This is a genomic window from Micromonospora sp. SD12, from assembly GCF_052068495.1.
GTDB lineage: Bacteria > Actinomycetota > Actinomycetes > Mycobacteriales > Micromonosporaceae > Micromonospora > Micromonospora echinofusca.
Window position 1 is genome coordinate 42,366 of record NZ_JBQHDF010000017.1, and the last position, 21,711, is coordinate 64,076.

Below are 21,711 nucleotides of genomic sequence, written 5' to 3' on the forward strand. Positions count from 1 at the left end.
GGGTGGGGCGGGGCACCCGGCCCCGCCCCACGCCGACCCTCACGCGACGGGCAGCGTCTCGTCGAGGGCGAGGTTGAGGGCGAGCACGTCGACGGCGGGGGCACCCATGAAGCCGAGCGCCCGGCCCCGGGTGTGCTCGGCGACGAGGCGCCGGAGCGCCGCCGGATCCGCGCCCCGCTCGCGGGCCACCCGCGCCACCTGGATCTCGGCGTACGCCGGACTGATGTGCGGGTCGAGGCCGCTGCCGCTGGCGGTGACCGCGTCGGCGGGCACGGCGGGGGTCCGCGGCGCGTCGCCCCGCACCGGCACGATCAGGCCGCCGGCGGCCACGAGGTCCTCGCCGGGCCGGGCCAGCTCCACAACCACCCCCTCGTACGTGGCGAGGAACGGGGTGGCCGGCGCGCTCTGGTTGACGCTGACGACCCTGGTGACAGGGCCGGTCAGCCCGTCGGCGCGGAACACCGCCAGCACCGCCCCCACGCCGTCGGGGGTGCAGTAGGGGCGCCGGCCGTCGACGCCGTCGAGTTCGCCGACGGCGCGGCTGCGGGCGCAGACCTGGCTGAGCAGGCTCCGGCTCGACGCGCGCGGGTCCGCGGCGAGGGTGTCGACCACGCTCTCCGGGCCGAGGTTGGACGCGGCGGTGGCCGTCGGGTCGTAGCCGTCGCCGGCGGCCGACGGCCGGGACTGGAAGTAGCGGGGCAGGGGCTCACCGTCGGCGTCGGTGAACGCCTGGCCGATGAGCGCGCTGCCGACCGGCCGGCCGTCGGCGGTGATCAGGGACCCGTCCGCCCGGTCGCGCAGGCCGGGCAGCCGACCGGCGCCGACCAGGGCGAGCGGGTAGGCCAGGCCGAGCAGCACCGTGAAGACCAGCAGCGCGCGCAGCGCGGCCACGTGTGCGGAGAGCCAGGTGGGCAGACGCATCAGGAGACTCCCGGAAGCAGTTGCAGGAGCAGGTCGACGAGCTTGATGCCGACGAACGGCACGACGATGCCGCCGAGGCCGTAGACCAGCAGGTTGCGGCGCAGCAGCCGCGACGCCGACGCCGGCCGGTAGCGCACGCCGCGCAGGGCCAGCGGGATCAGGGCGACGATGACCACGGCGTTGAAGATGACGGCCGCGAGGATGGCCGACTCGGGGCTGGCCAGCCGCATGACGTTCAGGGTGTCGAGGCCCGGGTGGATGCCGGCGAACATGGCGGGGACGATCGCGAAGTACTTCGCCACGTCGTTGGCGATGGAGAACGTGGTCAGCGCGCCCCGGGTGATCAGCAGTTGTTTGCCGATCTCCACGATCTCGATCAGCTTGGTCGGGTCGGAGTCGAGATCGACCATGTTGCCGGCCTCCTTCGCGGCCGACGTGCCGGTGTTCATCGCGACGCCGACGTCGGCCTGGGCGAGGGCGGGGGCGTCGTTGGTGCCGTCGCCGGTCATCGCGACCAGCCGGCCGCCCTGCTGCTCGCGCCGGATCAGGGCGAGCTTGTCCTCGGGAGTGGCCTCGGCGAGGAAGTCGTCGACGCCCGCCTCGGCGGCGATCGCCGCGGCCGTACGCGGGTTGTCGCCGGTGACCATCACGGTGCGGATGCCCATGCGGCGCATCTCGTCGAAGCGCTCGCGCATGCCGGCCTTGACCACGTCCTTGAGGTGGATCACCCCCAGGGCGCGGGCCGGCTCGCCGTCGACGTGCTCGGCGACCACCAGGGGGGTGCCGCCCGCGCCGCTGATCTCGTCGACGATCCGCCCGAGCTGCCCGGCGGGTTCTCCGCCGTGCTCGCGGACCCACCCGGTGACGGCGGAGGCGGCACCCTTGCGGATCCGCCGGGCCGGCCAGGGCGCGCTCCCGCCGGGGTCGAGGTCGACGCCGCTCATCCGGGTCTGCGCGGTGAACGGCACGAACGTGGCGTGCGGGATCAGGCCCGGCTCGCGCTCGCGCAGCCCGAACTCCTGCTTGGCCAGGACCACCACCGAGCGACCCTCGGGCGTCTCGTCGGCGAGGCTGGCCAGCTGCGCCGCGTCGGCGACGAGGCTCGCGTCGACGCCGTCGACGGGCAGGAACCCGGCGGCCTGCCGGTTGCCGAGGGTGATGGTGCCGGTCTTGTCCAGCAGCAGGGTGTCGACGTCGCCGGCGGCCTCCACGGCGCGACCGCTCATGGCCAGGACGTTGCGCTGGACCAGGCGGTCCATGCCGGCGATGCCGATGGCCGACAACAGCGCGCCGATGGTGGTGGGGATGAGGCAGACCAGCAGCGACACCAGCACCACGCCCGTCACGCCGGCGTCGGTGATCGCGCCGTTGTCGGGCGCCGCCGCCTGGTGGCCCTTGGCGAAGACGGCCAGCGGCTGGAGGGTCGCCACCACCAGCAGGAAGACGACGGTGAGCGCGGCGAGCAGGACGTTCAGCGCGATCTCGTTCGGCGTCCTCTGCCGGTTGGCGCCCTCGACCAGCGCGATCATCCGGTCGACGAAGCTCTCCCCCGGCCGCTGGGTGATCCGTACGACGATCCGGTCGGAGAGCACCCGGGTGCCGCCGGTGACCGCGCTGCGGTCCCCGCCGGACTCCCTGATCACCGGGGCGGACTCGCCGGTGATGGCCGACTCGTCGACGCTGGCGATGCCCTCCACCACGTCGCCGTCGCCCGGGATCAGCTGCCCGGCCGCCACCAGGACGATGTCGCCCTGCGCGAGTTCCGGGGCGGGCACGGCCTCGTCGCGGTAGGCGCCGACCGCGGCGCCCGGCGTCCAGCCGCGCAGGCGGGTGGCCACGGTGTCCTTCCTGGCGTTGCGCAGGCTGGCGGCCTGTGCCTTGCCGCGCCCCTCGGCGACGGCCTCGGCGAGGTTGGCGAAGAGCACGGTCAGCCACAGCCAGGCCGCGACGGCGAACGCGAACGCCGACGGATCGGCCAGCGCGAGCACGGTGGTGCAGGCCGCGCCGATCTCGACGATCAGCATCACGGGGTTGCGCCACAGGGTGCGGGGATCGAGCTTGCGCAGCGCGTCGGGCAGTGACCGCAGCAGCTGCCGCGCGTCCAGCAGGCCGCCGCCCCGGCCGCCCCGTACGACGGGGGTGCCCGCGTCGGCCCGGTCGTGCGGTGCCCGCGTTACGACGGTCATGGTCTCTTTCCTCATCGGGTCACAGCCCTTCGGCCAGCGGGCCGAGCGCGAGCGCGGGCAGGAAGGTGAGCGCCACGAGGATCACCGTGACGCCGGCGACCATCGCGACGAACAGGGGCCGGTGGGTCGGCAGGGTGCCCTCGGAGGCGGGTACGGGTCGCTGGCGGGCCAGCGACCCGGCCAGGGCGAGCACGAAGATGATCGGCAGGAACCGGCCGAGCAGCATGCACAGGCCCAGCGCCGTGTTCCACCACGGCGTGCTCACCGTGATGCCGGCGAAGGCCGAGCCGTTGTTGTTGCTGGCGGAGGTGAACGCGTACAGCACCTCGGTGAGGGCGTGCGGGCCGACGTTCAGCGCGGTCGCGTGGTTGCCGGTGGCGAAGGCGGTGGCCGTTCCGATCAGCACGAGGGCCGGGGTGACCAGGAAGTACAGCGAGGCGAAGCGGATCTCGCGGGAGCCGATCCGCTTGCCCACGTACTCGGGGCTGCGACCGACCATCAGCCCGGCCACGAACACCGTGATCACGGCGAGCACCAGCATCCCGTAGAGGCCGGCGCCGACGCCGCCCGGTGCGACCTCGCCGAGCATCATGTTGCCCAGCGTCATCATGCCGCCCAGCGCGGTGTACGAGTCGTGGAACGAGTTCACCGCCCCGGTCGACGTCAGCGTCGTCGCGGCGGCGAAGGTGGCCGAGTTCGACACGTCGAAGCGCACCTCCTTGCCCTCCATCGCGGCGCCGACGGCCTGCGGGACGGTGCCACCGGCGGCGAGCTCGAAGACGTTGGTCAGCGTGACGCTCGCGATCGCGAGGACGGCCATGACCGCGACGATCGCGTGGCCCTGCCGGGTCTGGCCGACCATCCGGCCGAAGACGCGCGGCAGGCTGAACGGAATCAGCAGGATCAGGAAGATCTCGATCCAGTTCGTCCAGGGGGTCGGGTTCTCGAAGGGGTGCGCGCTGTTGGCGTTGTAGAAGCCGCCGCCGTTGGTGCCGAGTTCCTTGATCACTTCCTGGCTGGCCACGGGGCCGCCGGTGACGGTCTGGGTGCCGCCGGTCAGGGTGGCGACCTCGGTGCCGCCGGAGAGGTTCTGCACCACCCCGCCGGCCATCAGCACCAGCGCGCCGAGGACCGCGACGGGCAGCAGGACCCGCAGCGTGATCCGGGTCAGGTCGACCCAGAAGTTGCCCAACTCACCGGTGCGGCTGCGGGCGAAGCCGCGCACCAGGGCCACCGCGACGGCGATGCCGACGGCGGCGGAGACGAAGTTCTGCACCGCCAGGCCGGCCATCTGCACCAGGTGGCCCATCGTCGACTCGCCCGCGTACCACTGCCAGTTCGTGTTGGTCACGAAGGACACCGCGGTGTTCCAGGCGCCGTGGGCGACGACCGGGTCGAGCCCGAGCGACAGCCACAGGTGGTCCTGGCACCGCTGGAACACGTACAGGAACAGGATCGACACGCTGGCGAAGGCGAGTACGGCGCGGGCGTACACGCCCCAGGTCTGCCCGGCGGCCGGGTCGACCCCGACCAGACGGTAGATCCCACGCTCGACGCGGGAGTGCCGGGTTGCGGCGACCACCCGGTACAGGTGGTCGCCGAACGGCCGGTGGACGGCCGCCAGGGCCGCCACCAGGGACAGGACGAAGAGGGCGCCGGCTGTCGTGGCGGACATCAGAAGCGCTCCGGGAACAGCAACGCGACCACCATGAACACACCCAGGCCCAGCGCCAGCACCAGGCCGACGGCATCGACGACGTTCACAGCTTCTCCACGCCCCTCACCACGAGGGCGAGTGCGGCGAACAGCCCCACCGTCACCAGGACGAACACCACGTCGGACACACTGACTCCTCTTACCGGACCGCTCGTCACGACCGCCTTCCGGCCGTGCCGGGCAATCGAAACTCCGTGCCCGCGCGAGGGACAGGGTTCATCACGCGATCATGACGGCGGCGGCACGTTTCTTGACGCGTTCTTCACGCGGCCGGGCTGCGGCCGTGACGCCGCTCACCGACGCCCTCCGACCAAAGAACGCGGGCGGGACCCGGCAGCCGGGCGGGCCGGCCGGGACCCGGCAGCCGGGCGAGGTCCGGCAGCCGGACGGGCGTCAGCCGGGGCGGGGCGGGCGTCAGCCGGCCAACCAGCCGCGGATCTCGTCGCCGTGCTCGTCGAGCCCCGGCGGCGGCAGGTCGTAGCGCGGCGGGGTGGCGCTCAGGCCGATCGGGTTGCGGATGCCGGGCACGCCGCCGGCGCTGACCACCGGGTCGAGCCCGAGTCGCCGGGCCAGGTCGACGCCGCCGGCGACGGTGTTGATCGGGCTGCACGGCACGCCCGCCGCGCGCAGGTCCCGGAACCACTCGTCGCGGGTGCGCTCGGCCAGGCGCGCGACCAGGATGGGCCGCAGGGCCTCCCGGTTGACCGTGCGGTCCTGGTTGCGCGCGAAGCGGGGGTCGTCGGGCAGGTCGGGCAGGCCGAGCACGTGGCACAGCTTGCGGAACTGCCCGTCGTTGCCGGCGATGACGACGAGGTCGCCGTCGGCGGTGGGCAGCGGCTCGTACGGGAACAGGCTCGGGTGTCCGTTGCCCATCCGGAACGGCGTCGCGCCCCCGGCGACGTGGCCGCTACTCTGGTTGACCAGGCCGGACAGCGCGGCGGAGAGCAGGTCCACCTCGACGTGCTGGCCCGTGCCGCAGCGGTCGCGGTGGTGCAGGGCGGCGAGGATGCCGACGGCCGCGTGCAGGCCGGCGATCACGTCGAACACGGCGACCCCGGCCTTGTAGGGCGGCCCGTCCGGCTCGCCGGTGAGGCTCATCAGGCCGGACGCGGCCTGGACCACGAGGTCGTAGCCGGGCAGATCGGCGCCGGCACCGGCGCCGAACCCGCTGATCGAGGCGTAGACGATCCGTTCGTTGAGGGCCACGACGCTGTCGTAGTCGAGGCCGAAGCGCCGCAGCCCGCCGGGCCGGAAGTTCTGGATCATGACGTCGGCGCGGCGGACGAGTTCCCGGGCGACCTCCAGGTCGGCGGGGTCGGCGAGGTCGAGGGCGATGGAGCGCTTGTTGCGGTTGACGCCGAGGTAGTAGGTGGAGGTCCCCTCCCGGACGGGCGGCATCCAGGCCCGGGTGTCGTCCCCGCCGGGCCCCTCCACCTTGATCACCTCGGCGCCGAGGTCGGCGAGGAGCATGGTCGCGTACGGGCCGGCGAGGATGCGTGAGAAGTCGGCGACGAGGACGCCGCTGAGCGGCCCGGACCGTTGCTCCCCCATCGCCGCGCCCCTTCCCCGTCGACGCCACGCCCCGGCGCGTCGTGGCGCCCGCCGGGTGCCGACGTCCGGCGCGTCGATGGAAGGACCACGATGGCACAGCGGGCGCGGCGGCCGTCGCTCGCCCCGGCGACGGGTGGCGACGGGGCGCCGCCACCCGCCGGGCCGGTCAGCCCTTGCGCCACTTCTGGTTGGCGGCGCCCGCGCAGTCCCAGAGCTGGAGCTTCGCGCCGTCGGCACCGTTCCAGTCCCGGATGTCGACGCACCTGCCGGACGGGAGGTTGACCAGTTCGCCCGCCGCGTTCAGGGTGAACCGCTGTGCTCCCGTGCCGTTGCACGCGTAGAGCTGCACGACCGCGCCGTTGCCGGTGGCGCCGCCGTCGACGTCCATGCACTTGTCGTTCCGGCTGCGCAGGGTGTCGCCGGTGAACGTCCACTTCTGCGCGTCGGTGCCGTTGCAGTTCCACATCTGCAACTGCGCGCGGTCGACGAAGTTCGCGCTCGGCACGTCGATGCACTTGTTGTTCCAGGTGCTCAGCACGGGTACCGCGCCGCCGGGGTTCCCCGGTGCGCTGCCGCCCGCGCCGAAGGGGCTCAGGACGACGCCGGCCGCGCGGGGGTCGCCGTCGTGGACCAGGGACTCGAACGCGCCGACGTCGTCGAAGGCGAAGGCGTACGCCCTGCCGTCGACCATGTTGGCGTGGATGACCCGGGCGTAGTGGTTCGTCGGGTTGTTGCGGTAGAACTCGGCGGCGTTGGTGCTGGGCTGGGTGTCGATGGTGCCGAGGGTGCCCCGGTTCAGTGCCGCGCAGAGCGTCCGGGAGATCGGGCCGACGACCGGGTCGTTGGGTGCGGGCAGGTCCCCGTCGCAGCCCCAGACACTCGCGGAGGAGGGCCGGTTGAAGGAGGCGACCACCTGCCCGGCACCGTTGGTGAAGGTCATGACGTTGCCGGAGGTCCGCCCGAAGTAGCGGGTGTTCGGCTGGTCGGCGAAGGGCACCACGGTCAGCGTCCTGGTCGTGTACGCGTTCCACGCCCACGCGATGTAGGAGTCCAGGTAGGTGGCGCTGAACAGCCCGGCGCCGGCTGCCTTGCCGGGTGCGAGCACCCGCAGCACGGTCCCGTCGGAGCGGGTGTGCACGGTGTTGGCCCAGCCCGGCTGCGACCGGATGCCCTCGATGATCGCGTTGCGGCCGCCCGCCACGACGTCGCCGGTGCGCTTGGTGACGCCGTTGGCGCCGGTCACCGTGACCGCGTGCGGCACCGCGAACATGTCGACCTGCGAGCTGTTGAGCCACAGTCCGGCGTCGTTGTAGGTGAACTCGCTCCAGTCGAACAGGATGTCGCGGTTGGCGTCGCCGGCCGCCCAGGGCGCGGGTTGCACCAAGCCGTCCGGGGTGAGGAAGAACTTGAGCTTCTCGCCGAAGGAGAAGTAGACGCGGCCGGAGAAGCCGCGCGGGAACCGGATGGTGGTGCTGCCGCCGTTGTTGGGGCCGGGGATCGAGGCGTCCGGGGCGGGGGACGGCGGGAGTTGCCCGCCCGACCAGGGGACGAAGGTGCCGCCCTGGTTGACGTAGCCGAGGCGGCCGCTGGAGAGCTGCACGCCGATGACGTACAGGTGGACGGCCTCGCCCCGACCGGTGCTGTTGGTGATCGTGACGGGCAGCAGCGCGGGGCCGACGGCGTGGGCGGGGGACGCCGCGACGGTCACCGGGACGGCGGCGACCAGCGCGGACACGACGGCGAGCAGCCTTCTTCGGAGCTTCACGCGTACTCCTCCTCAGGGGGTGGTGGACAACTGAGAGAGCGCTCTCTCAGCGTCGGACCGACGCGCCCCCCTGTCAATAGACGTACGCCAATAGGTCCGCCGGGATCAGGGTCGGTGCCCCGGCGCCCCGGTCCATTCGGCGCCGGTCACCCGGGCGACCGCCTCGCCAAGACTGTCGTACGCCGGGAGCACCTCGTCCAGGCGCAGGGTCCGCAGGACGGTCCGCAGGAACGGCGACGGCGCGGCCAGGCTGAGCGTGGCACCCCGCGCGGCGCAGTCCCGCTGGGCGCCGACGAGCAGGCCCAGCCCGGTGGAGTCGATCAGCCGGACGTTGGTCAGGTCGACGACGACGTGCCCGCCCATGTCGGTGGCGTGCAGCAGGGCCGTACGCAGCGTGCCCGCACCGTCGACGTCGATGTCTCCGGCGCAGGTGATGACGGTCGCGTCGCCGCGATGGTCGATGCCGAGGATCCCGCCCGGTCCCGGGCCGCCCGTGCTCGCCTCTCCGGAACCCGCCAGCAGGGTGCAGTGGGCGCAGCGGTGCGGCCCGTCGGCGAGCGGCGAGCCGGTCCATTCGTGGTCGGACACCAGTTCCCAGACCACACCGGCCGGTCCACTCCCCGCCTCCACGACCGTCTCGCCGCAGACGTCGCAGATCAGAGTCGTGTGCTCGTCACCCCGGACGACGCTCATCGTGCCGGTCCCTTCCTTCCACCGCATCCGTACGGCGTCGCCACCACGCGCTCGCCGGCGGGCGTCGCCGCCCGGTTCAACCTGCCGGTCGCGGTTCGCGGTCACCCTTCGGGCGGATGACGGTTGTGTGACAACTCCGGCCCGGGCGGGCCCCGGGGCGCGTGAGCGCCGACAGTAGGGTGGCGGCGTGACCTTGACCCCTGCCACCGCCTCGTCCGCCCCCGGCGACACGTTGCTCGCCGAGACCGAGCGGGTGACGGCCGCCGAGCCGCTCGACGCCGCGTACCTCGAAGGGCTGTGCCGTGAGATCGACGGCCGGATCGTGCGCGGGGACGTGATGATCGGGATCCTGCCGATCCGGGCGTGCGAGGTGCTGGTCCGGGGCTACCTGGCCGCCGCGCGGGCTGGCCGGACCGACGCGTGGGTGCCCCTGGGGCGTCGGCTGCTCGACCTGCCGATCGGGCAGCCGCCGGCGTGGCCGTCGCCGCACCCGGTCCCCACCAGCGGGAACGACGTCCTGGACGCGGCCCTGCGCTGCTTCGCCGAGGCCGCCGGGCAGGGCAACCGCCAGGGCGCGTACCTGTTCGCCGCCGTCGGCCGGGAGGCCGTGGGCCGGGTCGGGCGGTACGCGCTGACACTGCTGGAGCCGCTGCGCGCCGACGACCCGACCGGGGAGGCGCGCTACTGGTCCGGCATCGTGCACTACCTGCTGGGCGAGGGCGAGGCGGCGGTCGCGTACCACCGGCAGGCCGCCGAGGCCGGCAACGCCGACGCGATGTTCGAGCTGCACGTCCTGTACGACACCGGGGACATGGTGCCGCGCGACGAGGCGGTGGCGCGGCAGTGGCTGCTGCGCGCCGCCGAGCGGGAGCACCCCCGCGCCCTGTACAACGTCGCGGCCGGGCACGCCAGCGGCCGGGGCTTCCCCCGGGACGAGGCCGTCGCCGCCGGCTGGTACGAGCGGGCGGCGAACGCCGGGAACGCGCGGGCGGCGGCCACCCTGGGGGTGATGTGTCTGCTCGGCTCCGGCGTGCCCACCGACCAGGCCCGCGCCGCCCGGTGGCTCGACCGGGCCGAGGAGCAGGGGTTCGACGTGGACGGCTGGCTGGACCAACTCGGCATGCCTCGCCCCTCCTGATCCGACGGCCTCGGCCGCCCGGCGCCAGGTCCTCCGCCTGGACGACCGCCCAGACCTCGCCGCGCGCCGTCAGGCCGGGTCGGCGGCGCCCCAGGCGGCGTGCACGAGGGCGGGAAGCACCTGGGCGGCCGGGCCGCGCAGGTTCACGTCGGCCACGGTGTCCAGGGGCGTCTCCTCCGGGTTGACCTGCACCACCGGGGCGCCGAAGCGGGCGGCCACCCGGGGGATCTCGGCGGCGGGATACACCAGTCCCGAGGTGCCCACGGTCAGCAGCAGGTCGCAGGCGGACGCCGCCTCGACGGCGGCCTCCAACGCGGCGCTCGGCAACGCCTCGCCGAACCACACCACCCCGGGCCGGACGAGGCCCGGGCAGTGCGCGCACCGGGGCGGCGCCACGCGGCCGTCACCGTGCTCGTCCGGCGCCCCGCCGGACAACGGCGCCCCGTCGAGCAGCGTTGCCCCGCCGGACAACGGCGCCCCGTCGAGCAGCGTTGCCCCGCCGGACAACGGCGGCGCCTCGGCGGACAGGGAGGTCCCGTCGGGCAGCGACGCCCCGGCGGGCAGCGGCGCTGGGCGGGCGCAGGCCGAGCAGCGCGGCGCGGACAGGCTCCCGTGCAGGTGGATCGGTGCGACGGAGCCGGCGCGCTCGTGCAGGTCGTCGACGTTCTGCGTCACGACGACCGCGTGGGGGACGCGAGCCTCGATGGCCGCCACGGCCACGTGACCGGCGTTCGGGCGGGCCCGGCCCACCGTGGCGCGCCGCCACTCGTACCAGCCCCAGACCAGGGCGGGATCGTCGCGGAAGGCATCCGGCGTGGCGAGCCGCCGCGCGTCGAAGCTGCGCCACAGGCCGGTGAGGGCGTCGCGGAAGGTCGGCACGCCGCTCTCGGCGGAGATGCCCGCGCCGGTGAAGACCACGACGCGACGCGCCTGCGCCAACAGCGCCGCGGCCTTCCGTACCGACCGCTCCCCCACCGGAACCGTCCCCTTCCGTCACGTACCCGCGCCGCAAGACTAGTGCGGCGTCCGCGACCGCCCGGCGGGGATGCGCGGGACGGCTCGTCGGACCGCCCCGGCGAGCGAGTCGCCGGCCCACCGCCGGCGGGCCGGTGCGGCCTGTCCCGCCGTCCCCGTACGCCACCGGCTGTCCCGCCGCGCGACGGCGCTCCGCGATCCGCGAGCGGACCGGGCGCGTCGGCGAATTTGTTCTCCCTTGCGCACTTGCCCGGCGTACGCCGACCACCGTTCCCCCGCGCGGGAACCGGCCCGGGACGGGTCGGACGGTCCGACCTGCCCGTTGTCGCCTCCGCCGACGGAAATTGCCGCGACGGTCATCGGAAATGGGAATCCCACCGCGCCGGCCGGAGGCTGGTGTGAACGCGTAGCGCCCGATAAGAATGGCGCAGGCGCTTCAGCGGAAAGGCGTGTCGTCGATGACTATTCCGAAGGTCGTGTCCCGGAACGAGTGGGTCGAGGCCCGCAAGGAACTCCTCGAGCGCGAGAAGGAGATCACCCGACGCCGGGACGAGGTCACCGCGCTGCGACGCGAACTGCCCGCGGTCGCCGTCGAGAAGGACTACTCCCTCACCGGGCCCTCCGGCTCCGTCCGGCTGGCGGACATGTTCGAGGGGCGGCGACAACTGCTCGTCTACCACTTCATGTTCGATCCCGAGTGGACCGAGGGCTGCACGAGTTGCTCGCTGCTGGTCGACAACTTCGGCCACCTCGCGCACCTGCACGCCAGCGACACGACCCTCGCCGTGGTCTCCCGGGCGCCGTACGCGACCCTCGCGTCCTTCAGGAGCCGGATGGGCTGGGGCTTTCCCTGGTACTCCTCGCACGGCAGCGACTTCAACTACGACTTCCACGCCACCAACGACCCGGCCGTCGCACCGGTGGAATACAACTACAAGGACGCCGAGACCCTGGCCGCGCAGGGCCTCACCGGCTTCATCAAGGGCGAGGGCCACGGCCTGAGCGTCTTCGTCCGCGACGGCGAACGGATTTTGCACACCTACTCGGTGTACGGCCGGGGTCTCGAGACGCTGCTCAACACCTACAACTTCCTGGACCTCACGCCGCTGGGCCGGCAGCGCTACGTCAACGAGTTCCCCCTCCACGACACCTACGACACGGCCACGACCGGCGGCGACTGCCACTGCCACTGACGGCGATCGGCGCCACGCTCACCCGGGCGGGCAGTTGTTGCTCTTGCGTCTGACCGTGTACTCGGTGTCGTCGTGGGTGATGCCCGACGGCGCGCCGTCGAAGTACGCCTCGACCTTCTCCCAGCCCCGCCGCTGCTCGTAGTGCAGGTGCGGGGCGCCGGAGTTGCCGGTGCTGCCCACCCGCCCGATCTGCTCGCCCTGGGCGACCCGCTGACCGACCCGGACCAGCGGCGGCTCCAGCAGGTGCAGATACTGCGTCTCCCACTTCCCGCCGTGGTCGATCTTCACCCAGTAGCCGCCGCCACGCCCGCGCGGCCCGTCCGGGTCCTCGGGCGTACGGCCACCCACCGACCCGTTGATGCCCGCCACGGTGACCTTCCCCGCGTACGACGCGAGCACCGGCCGCCCCCACGCCTTGCCCTCGGTCGGGAACAGGTCCACGTCGTAGTCGTCGTGACCGGGATAGGTGCCCAACTGCCACGTCTCCCCGCACGCTACGGGCAGTTGGAAGAGCGGACGCGGTCCCGCCGGCCGCACCAGCGGCACGACCACCGCGACGACGAACACGGCGGCGGCGAGGAGCAGCGCGACCGCGCCGGAGACGAGCGCGACCCGGAGGCGGCGGCTGCGGACGCGACGGTGGGTGCGGGGACTGCTGCGGAGGCCGGTCGTCACCGGCCCGAGCATGGCAGACGCCGGCAAGCCCCGCGGAACGGGTGTGCGGGGCGGCATCCCGACCGACACAATGAGCGGCGTGCGAAAATCGACACGTCGCCTGCTCGGTGAACTGGACGCGCTGACCCACCGGGAACGGATGGTGGCGCTCGCCCGCCGCGCCCGTGAAGTGGCCGCCACGGGCGAGCTGCCGGAGATCCTGGCGGACCTGCGCGGCGGGGAGGCGTACCACCGCTTCCTGGCCGTCACCGCGGCCGGGATCGTCGGCGACCACACGGCGGTGCGGGCGGCCCTCGGCGACCCGCAACCCACCATCCGGGCGGTCGCCGTGAAGGCGGGCCTGCGCGCCGGCTGGCTCGCCGGCGACGACCTGCACGCACTCGTCGGGGACGCGTCGGCCGACCTGCGCCACCTGGTCTACCGGTCGCTGCGGCACCTGCGCCGGCCGACGGTCGCCGACGACCTGGTCGACGGCGTGCTCGGGCGCTTCGGCGCCGCCGAGGCGGTCGCCCTGCTGCCCGCCTGCGGGGCGGACACCGTCCGCCGGCTGCTGCCGGTCGTCGAACACGCGTTGCCGGACTCGGTCCGCCTGGCCCGCCGCCACGGCGACGTGGTGCTCGACCACGCGGAGTCGACGCTGCCCGACATCCACCCCGCCGACCGGGACCGCTGGTGGTCGACGCACGGCCCACGGGTCCTGGTCGCCGGTGCACGTCGACCGGAACGCGCGCTGGCGCTGCTCGAACGCTACGCGCCCACCGGGTACCTCCCCGGCGACCTGGCGAGCTACGGGCCGCTCGCCGCCGCCGCGCCACGACGGGTACTGGCCCTGCTGACCGCGGTGTCCCGCGCCGACTGGGTGGGCTACCAGTGGCTGCCCCCGGCGCTGCTGCGTCGGCTCGTCCGGCTGCCGCAGGCGGACCTGGTCACCCTGGGCCGGCGGGTACGCGACCGCAACAACTCACTGGGGCGGCTGTTGGGGGCGCTGCCCCCGGCGCGGCGGGGCGAGCTGCACGACGCCGTGTTCGCCGATGTCGAAACGGCCACCCGGATTCCCGACGCGCCGCTGATGGAGGTGCTGCCGCACGCCTGGCGGGAGCGGGAGGCCCGCCGGGTGCTCACCCTCGACGACGTCCGCCACGACGAGGCGCAGGTGCGGTCCTGGAGCGCGCTGCTGCCCTGGCCGGCGGCGTCGGCCGTGCTCACCCCCGCGCTGCGCGCCGCCGACGCGCGCGACCGGGCCGTCGCGTACCAGTTGCTCCTGGCCGCCGCACGGCGCAGCCGTGACCCCGTCGCGGCGGCCGAGGCCCTGGCCAGGCTGGACCGGCTGCGCAACGAGCAGGACCCGGTCCGGGCCGTGGCGCTGGCGGAGCTGGCGGACCTCGCCCCGATGCTGCGCGCGGACGCCGTCGAGATGCTGGCCCGGATCACCGTCGACGCCACGACCACACGCGACGCGTCGGCGCGCACCCTCGCCGCGCTCGGCACCCTCGCCGCCCGGGTGCTGGGCCACCACGTCGACGAACCGGCCCTGCTGCGGTGGGCGTTGGACACCCTCGACCGGCTCTTCGGCGGGCACCGGCTGCCACCGCTCGGACGCCTCGACGAGACGCTGCGTCGGGGGCAGGAGGAGCTGGTCTTCGCCCGGCTGCGTGGCTGGGTCGAGGCCGGCATGGCCCGGGGCCGGTTCGCCGCGCTGTTCGCGGTGACCCGGGCCCTGGGTCGGCGGGCCTGGGGGCTGCCCGAACTCCAGGAACTGCTGCGCCGGGCGACGGCTACCGGCACCGTCGCCCCCGTCGTGCGGGAGGCCGTCGAGCTGTGGCTCGCCGATCCGAGGACACGGGCGCAACGCGTGGCGTACGTACTGCGCTCCGACGCCTCGACCATCACCTTCCCCACGGTGTGGCGGACCGTCAGCGCACGACGCACCGACCTGCTCGACCGGGTGCTGCGCCACCCGCCGAAGGGGGCGTTCCTCACCGCCGGCACCCGCTGGGTCCCGGGCCCGCCCGTGCACGCCGAGCGGTGGCTGCCCCGCCAGCAGGAGGCGTTCGTACGGTTGCAGGCGCGCCTCGCCGCCGACGCCGGCACCCCGCTGCACCACCGGGCGGCCGCCGTCCGGGCCGCCGCGCCGGTGTCGGGCCCCGGGCGCGAGCTGGTGCTGCGCCACGTCGACTCGCCGAACGTCACCCTGGCCGAGGCGGCCCTGGCGGCGCTGCCGTGGACCGACCGGCCCGAAGAGGCGCTGCCGCTGCTGCTGTCGCACGCCGACGACGAGCGGGCCAGGGTCGCCCTCTACGCCGCCGGTCGCGTCGCGCGTTTCACCCGCCCGGCCGACCTGGTGGCCCCGCTGTCCGCCGTCGCCCTGGGGCGGGGCAAGGTGACCAGCCGCAAGCAGGCGCTGCGACTGCTCGGGCGCTTCGGTCCCCCGGCGGCGATGACGGTGCTGGTGTCGGCGTGGCGGCAGCCCGACCAGCACCGCGACGTACGCGCGGCGATCGTCGCCGCCGCCCGGCAGCGGCTGCACGCGCCGGAGAGCTGGCCGCTCCTCGAACAGGCGGTCGTCGGGAGCCGGGAGGAGTCGCTGACGGTGCTCGCGACCCCGCCCGACGGGGTCGCCGCGCCGGATCGCCCCCGCTACGCCGCCCTCGTCGCCCGGGCCTGCGCGAGCACCGACCGCGAGGTCAGCCGGCTCGCCCGACCCCGGCTCGTGCACTGGTTGCCCTGGGCACCCGACCTCACCGGCCTGGTCGCGGCGGCGCTGGCCGACCCGGGCGAGCGGCACGACTGGCAGTCGGTACGCCCGCTCGTCGACGCGGTGCTGCGCCACCCGGGTCGTCCCGAGCGGGAGGCGCCCACCCTCGCCCTGCGCGCCCTCGTACGGGCCGACGACGCCGACACGGACCCGGGTGGCCCCGGCGCGGACCGTCCCGCCCGGCGGCGCATCGACGCCATCGTGGCCGAGGCGTCCTCGGTGTGGGCCTCCGATCCCCGGATGGATCCCGCGCCGTGGCGGCGGATGGCGGACGAGTTGGGCGGCCATCGCGCGTACGGGGCCCAGGCCGGCACCCTGCTGACCGGGCTGCTGCCGCTCGCCGACACGACCTCCGATCGGCTCAGCGCCGAGATCCTCGGCATCGCGCGACTGGTGGCGGGGCGGCCGGCACTCGCCGCCCGGCTCGCCCGTCTCCTCAGCCGGCGCGCCGCCTCGCCGAAGACCCTCGACGCCGAGCCGGTGCTCGCCGCGGCCCACCTACTCGCCGCGCGGGGCGAGGCCACCACCGGCCTGTTCGCGGTGGCCCTCGCCGGTGGCGGCAGGGCGTACGGCTGGTCCGCGCCGTGGCGGGACCTGCTGCGCCTGCTGCGCGAGCACCCGGTGGCCGACGTCCGCGACGCCGCCTTCGACATCTCGATGGCGGCGACGTGACCCGCAGCAGCCGCCACGACGACGGGCCGGTCCGCCCGACGGCGCCGCACCCGCTGCTCCGCCTGACGCACGCACCGGGGCGCCCCCGGTCCGCGAGGGGCGGGGGCGCCCCCGGCTCAGAAGTCGTCGTCGAAAGCCACCGTGCCGCTCACACCGACCTGGTACGCCGACACGCGCCGCTCGAAGAAGTTCGACAGCTCCTGGACGTCCTGCAACTCCATGAACGCGAACGGGTTGGTCGACCCGTAGTGGGCGGGGATGCCCAGCTGCGCGAGCCGCCGGTCGGCGACGTGTTGCAGGTACTCGCGCATGTCGACCAGGGACAGCCCGGGTACGCCCTGGCCGAGCAGGTCCTCGGCGAACTGGACCTCGCACTCGACGGCCTCGGTGAGCATCTGCCGCACCTGCTCGGCCAGCTCGTCGTCGAACAGGTCGGGCTCCTCCCCGCGGACCGTATCCACCACGTCGAAGGCGAAGGCCATGTGCATGGACTCGTCGCGGAACACCCAGTTGGTGCCGGACGCCAGGCCGTGCAGCAGCCCCCGGGAGCGCAGGAAGTAGACGTAGGCGAAGGCGCCGTAGAAGAACAGCCCCTCGATGCAGGCGGCGAAGCAGATCAGGTTGAGCAGGAACGCCCGCCGGTCCTGTCGCGTACGCAGCTCACGCAGTTCGCCCAGCGAGTCGATCCAGCGGAAGCAGAACTCGGCCTTGCGCCGGATCGACGGGATGTTCTCGATGGCGGCGAACGCGGCGAAGCGTTCGGTCTCGTCGGGCACGTACGTGTCGAGCAGGTTGAGGTAGAACTGGACGTGCACGGCCTCCTCGAACAGCTGCCGCGACAGGTAGAGCCGGCCCTCCGGGGAGTTGACGTGCTGGTAGAGGTTGAGCACGAGGTTGTTGGCGACGATCGTGTCGCCGGTGGCGAAGAACGCGACGAGGCGGCTGACCAGGTGCCGCTCGGCCGGGGAGAGCCGGTCGAGGTCGGCGAGGTCGGCGTGCAGGTCGACCTCCTCCACGGTCCAGGTGTTGCGGATGGCGTCGCGGAAGCGGTCGAAGAAGTGCGGGTAACGCATCGGGCGCAGGGTGAGATCCATCCCCGGGTCGAGCAGCATGTGGGCGGTCCTCGGTTCGCTGGTGGTCGGGGTGGTCACTGGCAGGCCTCGCACGACTCGGGGTTCTCCAGGGAGCAGGCCAGCGCCTCGTCGATGGTCGCCACCGGCGCGACGAGGCCGGCGGCGCGGGTCGGCCCGGCGGGCGCGACCGTGGCCTGCTGGATCCGGGTGGCCGGCCGCGACCGCAGGTAGTACGTCGTCTTCAGCCCGGCCTTCCAGGCGTACAGGTACATCGAGGAGAGCTTGCCGATCGTCGGAGCGGCCAGGAACAGGTTCAGCGACTGCGACTGGTCGATGTACGGGGCGCGGGCCGCGGCCAGGTCGATCAACGCCCGCTGCGGCAGCTCCCACGCGGTACGGAACAGCTCCCGCACCTCGGCCGGCAGTTCCGCGACGTCCCGCACGGAGCCCTCGGCGCGCTTGATGGCCGTGCGGATCCGCTCCGTCCACAGGCCACGGGCCTTCAGCTCGCGGACGAGGGCGGTGTTGACCTGAAGGAACTCCCCCGACAGGGTCTCGCGCTTGAACAGGTTGGACACCTGCGGCTCGATGCACTCGTAGCAGCCGGCGATCGAGGCGATGGTGGCGGTCGGCGCGATCGCCACCAGCAGCGAGTTGCGCAGCCCGTACGCGGCGACCCGCTCCCGCAGCGCGGCCCACCTCGCCGGCTGGCCTACCGTCACGCCCCACAGGTCGGGTTGCAGCTGCCCGCGCGCCGCCCGGGTCTGCCCGTACGCCGGGTGGGCGCCCGAGCGTTCCGCCAGGTCGGCGGAGGTCTCCAGGGCGGTCAGGTACAGCTCCTCGCTGATCCGGGTGGACAGCTCCCGCGCGGCCGGGGAGTCGAACGGCAGCCGCAGCGCGAAGAACACGTCCTGCAAACCCATCAGCCCGAGCCCGACGGGCCGCCAGCGGGGGTTGCTCGCCGCCGCCTGCGGCGTCGGGTAGTAGTTGATGTCGATGACCCGGTCGAGGAACGTCACGGCGGTGCGGACGGTGGCGCGCAGCCGCTCCCAGTCGATGCCGTCGGCGCCCAGGTGGGCGGCGAGGTTGACCGAGCCGAGGTTGCACACGGCGGTCTCGCCGTCGCTGGACACCTCGATGATCTCGGTGCAGAGGTTGGACAGGTGCACCACGTTGCCCGCCTCGGCCGTCTGGTTGCACAGCCGGTTCGCGGCGTCCTTGAACGTCATCCACCCGTTGCCGGTCTGGGCGAGGGTGCGCATCATCCGCCCGTACAGCTCCCGCGCCGGGACCTGCCGCACGTAGCGGCCCTGCTCCTCGGCGGCCCGGTACGCCGCGTCGAACTCCTCCCCCCACAGGTCCGGCAGCTCCGGCACCACATCGGGGTCGAACAGCGACCACACGCCGTCGGCCTCCACCCGCCGCATGAACTCGTCGGGAATCCAGTTGGCCAGGTTCAGGTTGTGGGTGCGCCGGGCGTCCTCACCGGTGTTGTCGCGCAGCTGGAGGAACTCCTCGACGTCCGGGTGCCACGGCTCCAGGTAGACGCAGGCCGCGCCCTTGCGCCGGCCGCCCTGGTTGACCGCCGCCACCGAGGCGTCGAGCGTCCGCAGCCACGGCACGATCCCGTTGGACTGCCCGTTGGTGCCCCTGATCAGCGCGCCCCGGGAACGGACCCGGGAGAAGGCGATGCCGATGCCGCCGGCGAACTTCGACAGGTTCGCCACCTGCGCGTACCGCTGGTAGATCGAGTCCAGCTCGTCGCGCGGGGAGTCGACCAGGTAGCAGGAGGACATCTGCGTGTGCCGGGTGCCGGAGTTGAACAGCGTCGGCGAACTCGGCAGGTACGCCAGGCTCGACATCAGCCGGTAGAACTCGACCGCCTCGTCCGGCGTCTGCGACAGGCCGCAGGCCACGCGCAGCAGCCAGTACTGCGGGGTCTCCAGCACCAGCCGGCTCGTCGGGTGGCGCAGCAGGTAGCGGTCGTAGACCGTACGCAGCCCGAAGTACTCGAACCGCAGGTCGCCGCGCGGGTCGACGGCGGCGTCGAGGACGCCGGCGTGGGCGGCGACGAACGCGGCGGTGTCGTCACCGATCAGTCCCTCGCCGTGGCCCCGGCGGATCGCCTCACTGAAGGAGCCGATGCCCTGCCGGCGGACCTCCTTGTCGACGTACCCGGCCAGCAGGCGGGCCGCCAGCCGCGAGTACTGCGGCTCCTCGCCGATCATCTCCGCGGCGGTCTGGATGGACAGCCGGTCCAGTTCGGCCGTCGTCGCCCCGTCGTACAGGCCGCTGATCGTCCGGGTTGCCACCCGCAGCGGGTCGACGTCGGCGAGGTCGTCGGCCCACCGCTCGACCGCCCGGACGATCCGGTTGACGTCGACCGCCTCGGTGCCGCCGTCGCGCTTGCGGACCCGCATCTGCGGTCGCCGCTGGCCCGCCACGGCCGCATCGTCGACCGCCGTGCCGGCGGCCGGAACAACCTCGGTGACTGTCACCACTCACTCCTCGCGAGCCTTGATCCCAGACGGATTTCCTGGGCACGCGGGGAGCGGACACCGACGACGACGCGCGCGAGCACGCGTCGAGATGGCGTCGGCCGTCCCACGCGGCCTCGGACCGCCACACACCCTGATGCGGGCGTACGGCGCACTGGCAGGTCTTCGGACTCGCGGGCGCGACCGGACTCGCCGGTCTCCTACTGGCCGTCGCTTCCCAGGCCGTTGACGGCCCAGTGCTGATGACGGCGGTCGTTCCCACTCACCGCTGCGGGGCAGTCCCGGATTCCCACCGGGTTCCCTCTTGCCTCGACCGCTCCGGATGAGCGCCCGAACCAGCTGCGCCGACACCATATATAGGGTTGGCCGCGTTGTCACACCCCACATGTCGGTGCCGGGCGTGTCGTCGGCGAGCCGGATGACGCCTGTCGATCGCACGCCGGATGCCCGCGTCGACGCACCGCCCACGGCACGCTGCGCCCGGCAACCAGCGGTGATCAGGACGCGTTGGACGTCCAGACCGCCGGATGAGGTCCACAGGGTCCTGATCACCAGGTGACGACCCACGCGGACGGGGCGCAGTGATGCGGGAGCGGCTTACGGACGCCGGTCGCGGCGCCGGCGGGGCCGCTGCCGGCGGCGGGTCGTGCCCGTCGGCGCCCGGCCCGCGGGGCCAGCGCAGACCGAGCCGCCTCCGATCGGTACATCGTCGGCTGTACTATCGGGGCGTGGAGACGTTGACGTACGGTCAGGTGCTGGCGCGCTTCGGTCACGCCCTGTCCGATCCGACCCGGGCGCGGTTGCTGCTGGCGCTACGCGACGGGCCGGGCTATCCCGCGGAGCTGGCCGAACTGCTGGGTACGACCCGGCAGAACCTGTCGAACCACCTGGCGTGCCTGCGCGGCTGCGGCCTCGTGGTCGCCGCACCCCAGGGGCGGCGCACCCGCTACGAGTTGGCCGACGCCCGACTGGCCCACGCCCTGACCGACCTGCTCGGCCTCGCCCTGACGGTCGATCCCGACGCCTGCCCGGACTCCGCTGGGAAGGACTGCTGCTGATGGGCCTGCCCCTGATCGACCCGGCGCCGGTGGGGCCCTCGCCGGCACGCCGCGAGGTGCTCGCCCGCCGGGTACGGCTGCTGGTCGCCGCCACGATCACCTACAACGTCGTCGAGGCGGTCGTGGCGATCACCGCCGGCACGCTCGCGTCGTCGACCGCGCTGATCGGCTTCGGGCTGGACTCGGTGATCGAGGTGTCGTCGGCGGCTGCGGTGGCATGGCAGTTCGCCGGCCGCGACCCGGAGTCCCGCGAGAGGGTCGCGCTACGGATCATCGCGGTCTCGTTCTTCGCGCTCGCGGCGTACGTCACGGTGGAGTCGGCACGGGCGCTGCTCGGCGGTGCCGAGGCCGAGCATTCCAGCGTCGGCCTGGTGCTCGCCGCGCTGTCGCTGGCGATCATGCCGGGGCTGTCGTACGCGCAGCGCCGCGCCGGCCGGGAACTCGGCTCCCGCTCGGCGGTCGCGGACTCCAAGCAGACCCTGCTGTGCACCTACCTGTCCGCCGTACTGCTCGTGGGGCTGGGGTTGAACAGCCTGTTCGGGTGGTCCTGGGCAGACCCCGTCGCCGCGCTGGTCATCGCGGCGGTGGCGGTGAAGGAGGGCCGCGAGGCGTGGCGGGGCGACGCCTGCTGCACGCCCGGGCTCGGACCGGCCGGCCCGGCGACGAGCAGCCGTACGCCGGACTGCGCGGGCGGATGCTGAGCGGGCCATTCGGCAGGTCGCGGCGCGGCCGCCACCGGGTCCCGTGGTCGTCCCGCCGGTGATCGCGCCGCCACCGCGGAGCACCAGGCTCCGGCAGCGGCGGCGCGATCACCGGCCACGCCTCGTCGGTCACCTCGCCAC

The 21,711-nt window shown here is 73.8% G+C and carries 16 protein-coding genes and 1 riboswitch; of the genes, 5 read left to right on the forward strand and 11 right to left on the reverse strand.

Translation table 11 applies throughout. From position 1 onward, the window contains the following. Window positions 1-39 precede the first annotated feature (39 nt). The 7 genes from ACTMS2_RS24165 to ACTMS2_RS24195 form a co-directional block, all read right to left on the reverse strand. Complete coding sequence (locus ACTMS2_RS24165; protein ID WP_441177437.1) at window positions 40-921, reverse strand: potassium-transporting ATPase subunit C; 882 nt, start codon at window positions 919-921, stop codon at window positions 40-42. After that, window positions 921-3,107 carry a potassium-transporting ATPase subunit KdpB gene (kdpB, locus tag ACTMS2_RS24170; RefSeq protein WP_441177438.1) on the reverse strand — a complete coding sequence of 729 codons (2,187 nt, stop codon included), beginning with the start codon at window positions 3,105-3,107 and terminating at the stop codon, window positions 921-923. The genes ACTMS2_RS24165 and kdpB overlap by 1 nt, the downstream gene beginning before the upstream one ends. Before the next feature lie 19 nt (window positions 3,108-3,126). Then, the gene (gene kdpA / locus ACTMS2_RS24175) at window positions 3,127-4,782 is read right to left on the reverse strand and encodes a potassium-transporting ATPase subunit KdpA (protein WP_441177439.1); all 1,656 of its coding nucleotides are present in this window, start codon (window positions 4,780-4,782) and stop codon (window positions 3,127-3,129) included. Further along, window positions 4,782-4,871: a K(+)-transporting ATPase subunit F gene (kdpF, locus tag ACTMS2_RS24180; protein ID WP_151452733.1), complete on the reverse strand. Its 90-nt coding sequence runs from the start codon at window positions 4,869-4,871 to the stop codon at window positions 4,782-4,784. Before kdpF ends, kdpA begins: the two co-directional genes overlap by 1 nt. A gap of 366 nt (window positions 4,872-5,237) precedes the next feature. Further along, window positions 5,238-6,374 (reverse strand): CaiB/BaiF CoA transferase family protein, encoded by a 1,137-nt coding sequence (locus ACTMS2_RS24185; RefSeq protein ID WP_441177440.1) that lies wholly within the window; start codon window positions 6,372-6,374, stop codon window positions 5,238-5,240. Between the two features lie 166 nt (window positions 6,375-6,540). Then, window positions 6,541-8,139 carry a glycoside hydrolase family 64 protein gene (locus tag ACTMS2_RS24190; RefSeq protein ID WP_441177441.1) on the reverse strand — a complete coding sequence of 533 codons (1,599 nt, stop codon included), beginning with the start codon at window positions 8,137-8,139 and terminating at the stop codon, window positions 6,541-6,543. Between the two features lie 105 nt (window positions 8,140-8,244). Further along, on the reverse strand, window positions 8,245-8,832 hold the full coding sequence (locus tag ACTMS2_RS24195; RefSeq protein WP_441177442.1) for an STAS domain-containing protein: 588 nt from the start codon (window positions 8,830-8,832) through the stop codon (window positions 8,245-8,247). A gap of 187 nt (window positions 8,833-9,019) precedes the next feature. Here ACTMS2_RS24195 and ACTMS2_RS24200 point away from each other — a divergent pair, with 187 nt between their 5' ends. Then, window positions 9,020-9,970 carry a tetratricopeptide repeat protein gene (locus ACTMS2_RS24200; RefSeq protein ID WP_441177443.1) on the forward strand — a complete coding sequence of 317 codons (951 nt, stop codon included), beginning with the start codon at window positions 9,020-9,022 and terminating at the stop codon, window positions 9,968-9,970. Window positions 9,971-10,039: 69 nt separating this feature from the next. Here the strand turns inward: ACTMS2_RS24200 and ACTMS2_RS24205 are convergent, their stop codons facing one another. Next, entirely contained in the window at window positions 10,040-10,945 is a 906-nt protein-coding gene (locus tag ACTMS2_RS24205; RefSeq protein WP_441177444.1) for a Sir2 family NAD-dependent protein deacetylase, read from the reverse strand. A gap of 458 nt (window positions 10,946-11,403) precedes the next feature. Here ACTMS2_RS24205 and ACTMS2_RS24210 point away from each other — a divergent pair, with 458 nt between their 5' ends. Then, window positions 11,404-12,138, forward strand: coding sequence for a DUF899 domain-containing protein (locus ACTMS2_RS24210; protein WP_441177445.1), 735 nt, complete (start codon window positions 11,404-11,406; stop codon window positions 12,136-12,138). An 18-nt stretch (window positions 12,139-12,156) separates the two neighbouring features. Here ACTMS2_RS24210 and ACTMS2_RS24215 read toward each other — a convergent pair whose 3' ends face one another. Next, a complete protein-coding gene (locus tag ACTMS2_RS24215) occupies window positions 12,157-12,825 on the reverse strand; it encodes a M23 family metallopeptidase (protein WP_441177446.1) in 669 nt (222 codons plus the stop codon). Window positions 12,826-12,892: 67 nt separating this feature from the next. Between ACTMS2_RS24215 and ACTMS2_RS24220 the strand changes: the two genes are divergently transcribed. Continuing rightward, entirely contained in the window at window positions 12,893-16,240 is a 3,348-nt protein-coding gene (locus ACTMS2_RS24220) for a hypothetical protein (RefSeq protein WP_441177447.1), read from the forward strand. A gap of 116 nt (window positions 16,241-16,356) precedes the next feature. On the opposite strand, the gene ACTMS2_RS24225 is transcribed toward ACTMS2_RS24220, so the two are convergent. Then, window positions 16,357-17,352: a ribonucleotide-diphosphate reductase subunit beta gene (locus ACTMS2_RS24225; RefSeq protein WP_441177503.1), complete on the reverse strand. Its 996-nt coding sequence runs from the start codon at window positions 17,350-17,352 to the stop codon at window positions 16,357-16,359. A gap of 35 nt (window positions 17,353-17,387) precedes the next feature. Then, a complete protein-coding gene (locus ACTMS2_RS24230) occupies window positions 17,388-19,733 on the reverse strand; it encodes a ribonucleoside-diphosphate reductase subunit alpha (protein WP_441177504.1) in 2,346 nt (781 codons plus the stop codon). 218 nt (window positions 19,734-19,951) lie between these two features. Beyond that, a riboswitch (cobalamin riboswitch) is annotated at window positions 19,952-20,166 on the reverse strand. A gap of 373 nt (window positions 20,167-20,539) precedes the next feature. Here ACTMS2_RS24230 and ACTMS2_RS24235 point away from each other — a divergent pair. Both ACTMS2_RS24235 and ACTMS2_RS24240 read left to right on the forward strand, forming a co-directional pair. Next, entirely contained in the window at window positions 20,540-20,869 is a 330-nt protein-coding gene (locus ACTMS2_RS24235) for an ArsR/SmtB family transcription factor (RefSeq protein WP_441177448.1), read from the forward strand. After that, window positions 20,869-21,570, forward strand: coding sequence for a cation transporter (locus ACTMS2_RS24240; RefSeq protein ID WP_441177449.1), 702 nt, complete (start codon window positions 20,869-20,871; stop codon window positions 21,568-21,570). The genes ACTMS2_RS24235 and ACTMS2_RS24240 overlap by 1 nt, the downstream gene beginning before the upstream one ends. The last annotated feature ends 141 nt before the right edge of the window (window positions 21,571-21,711 follow it).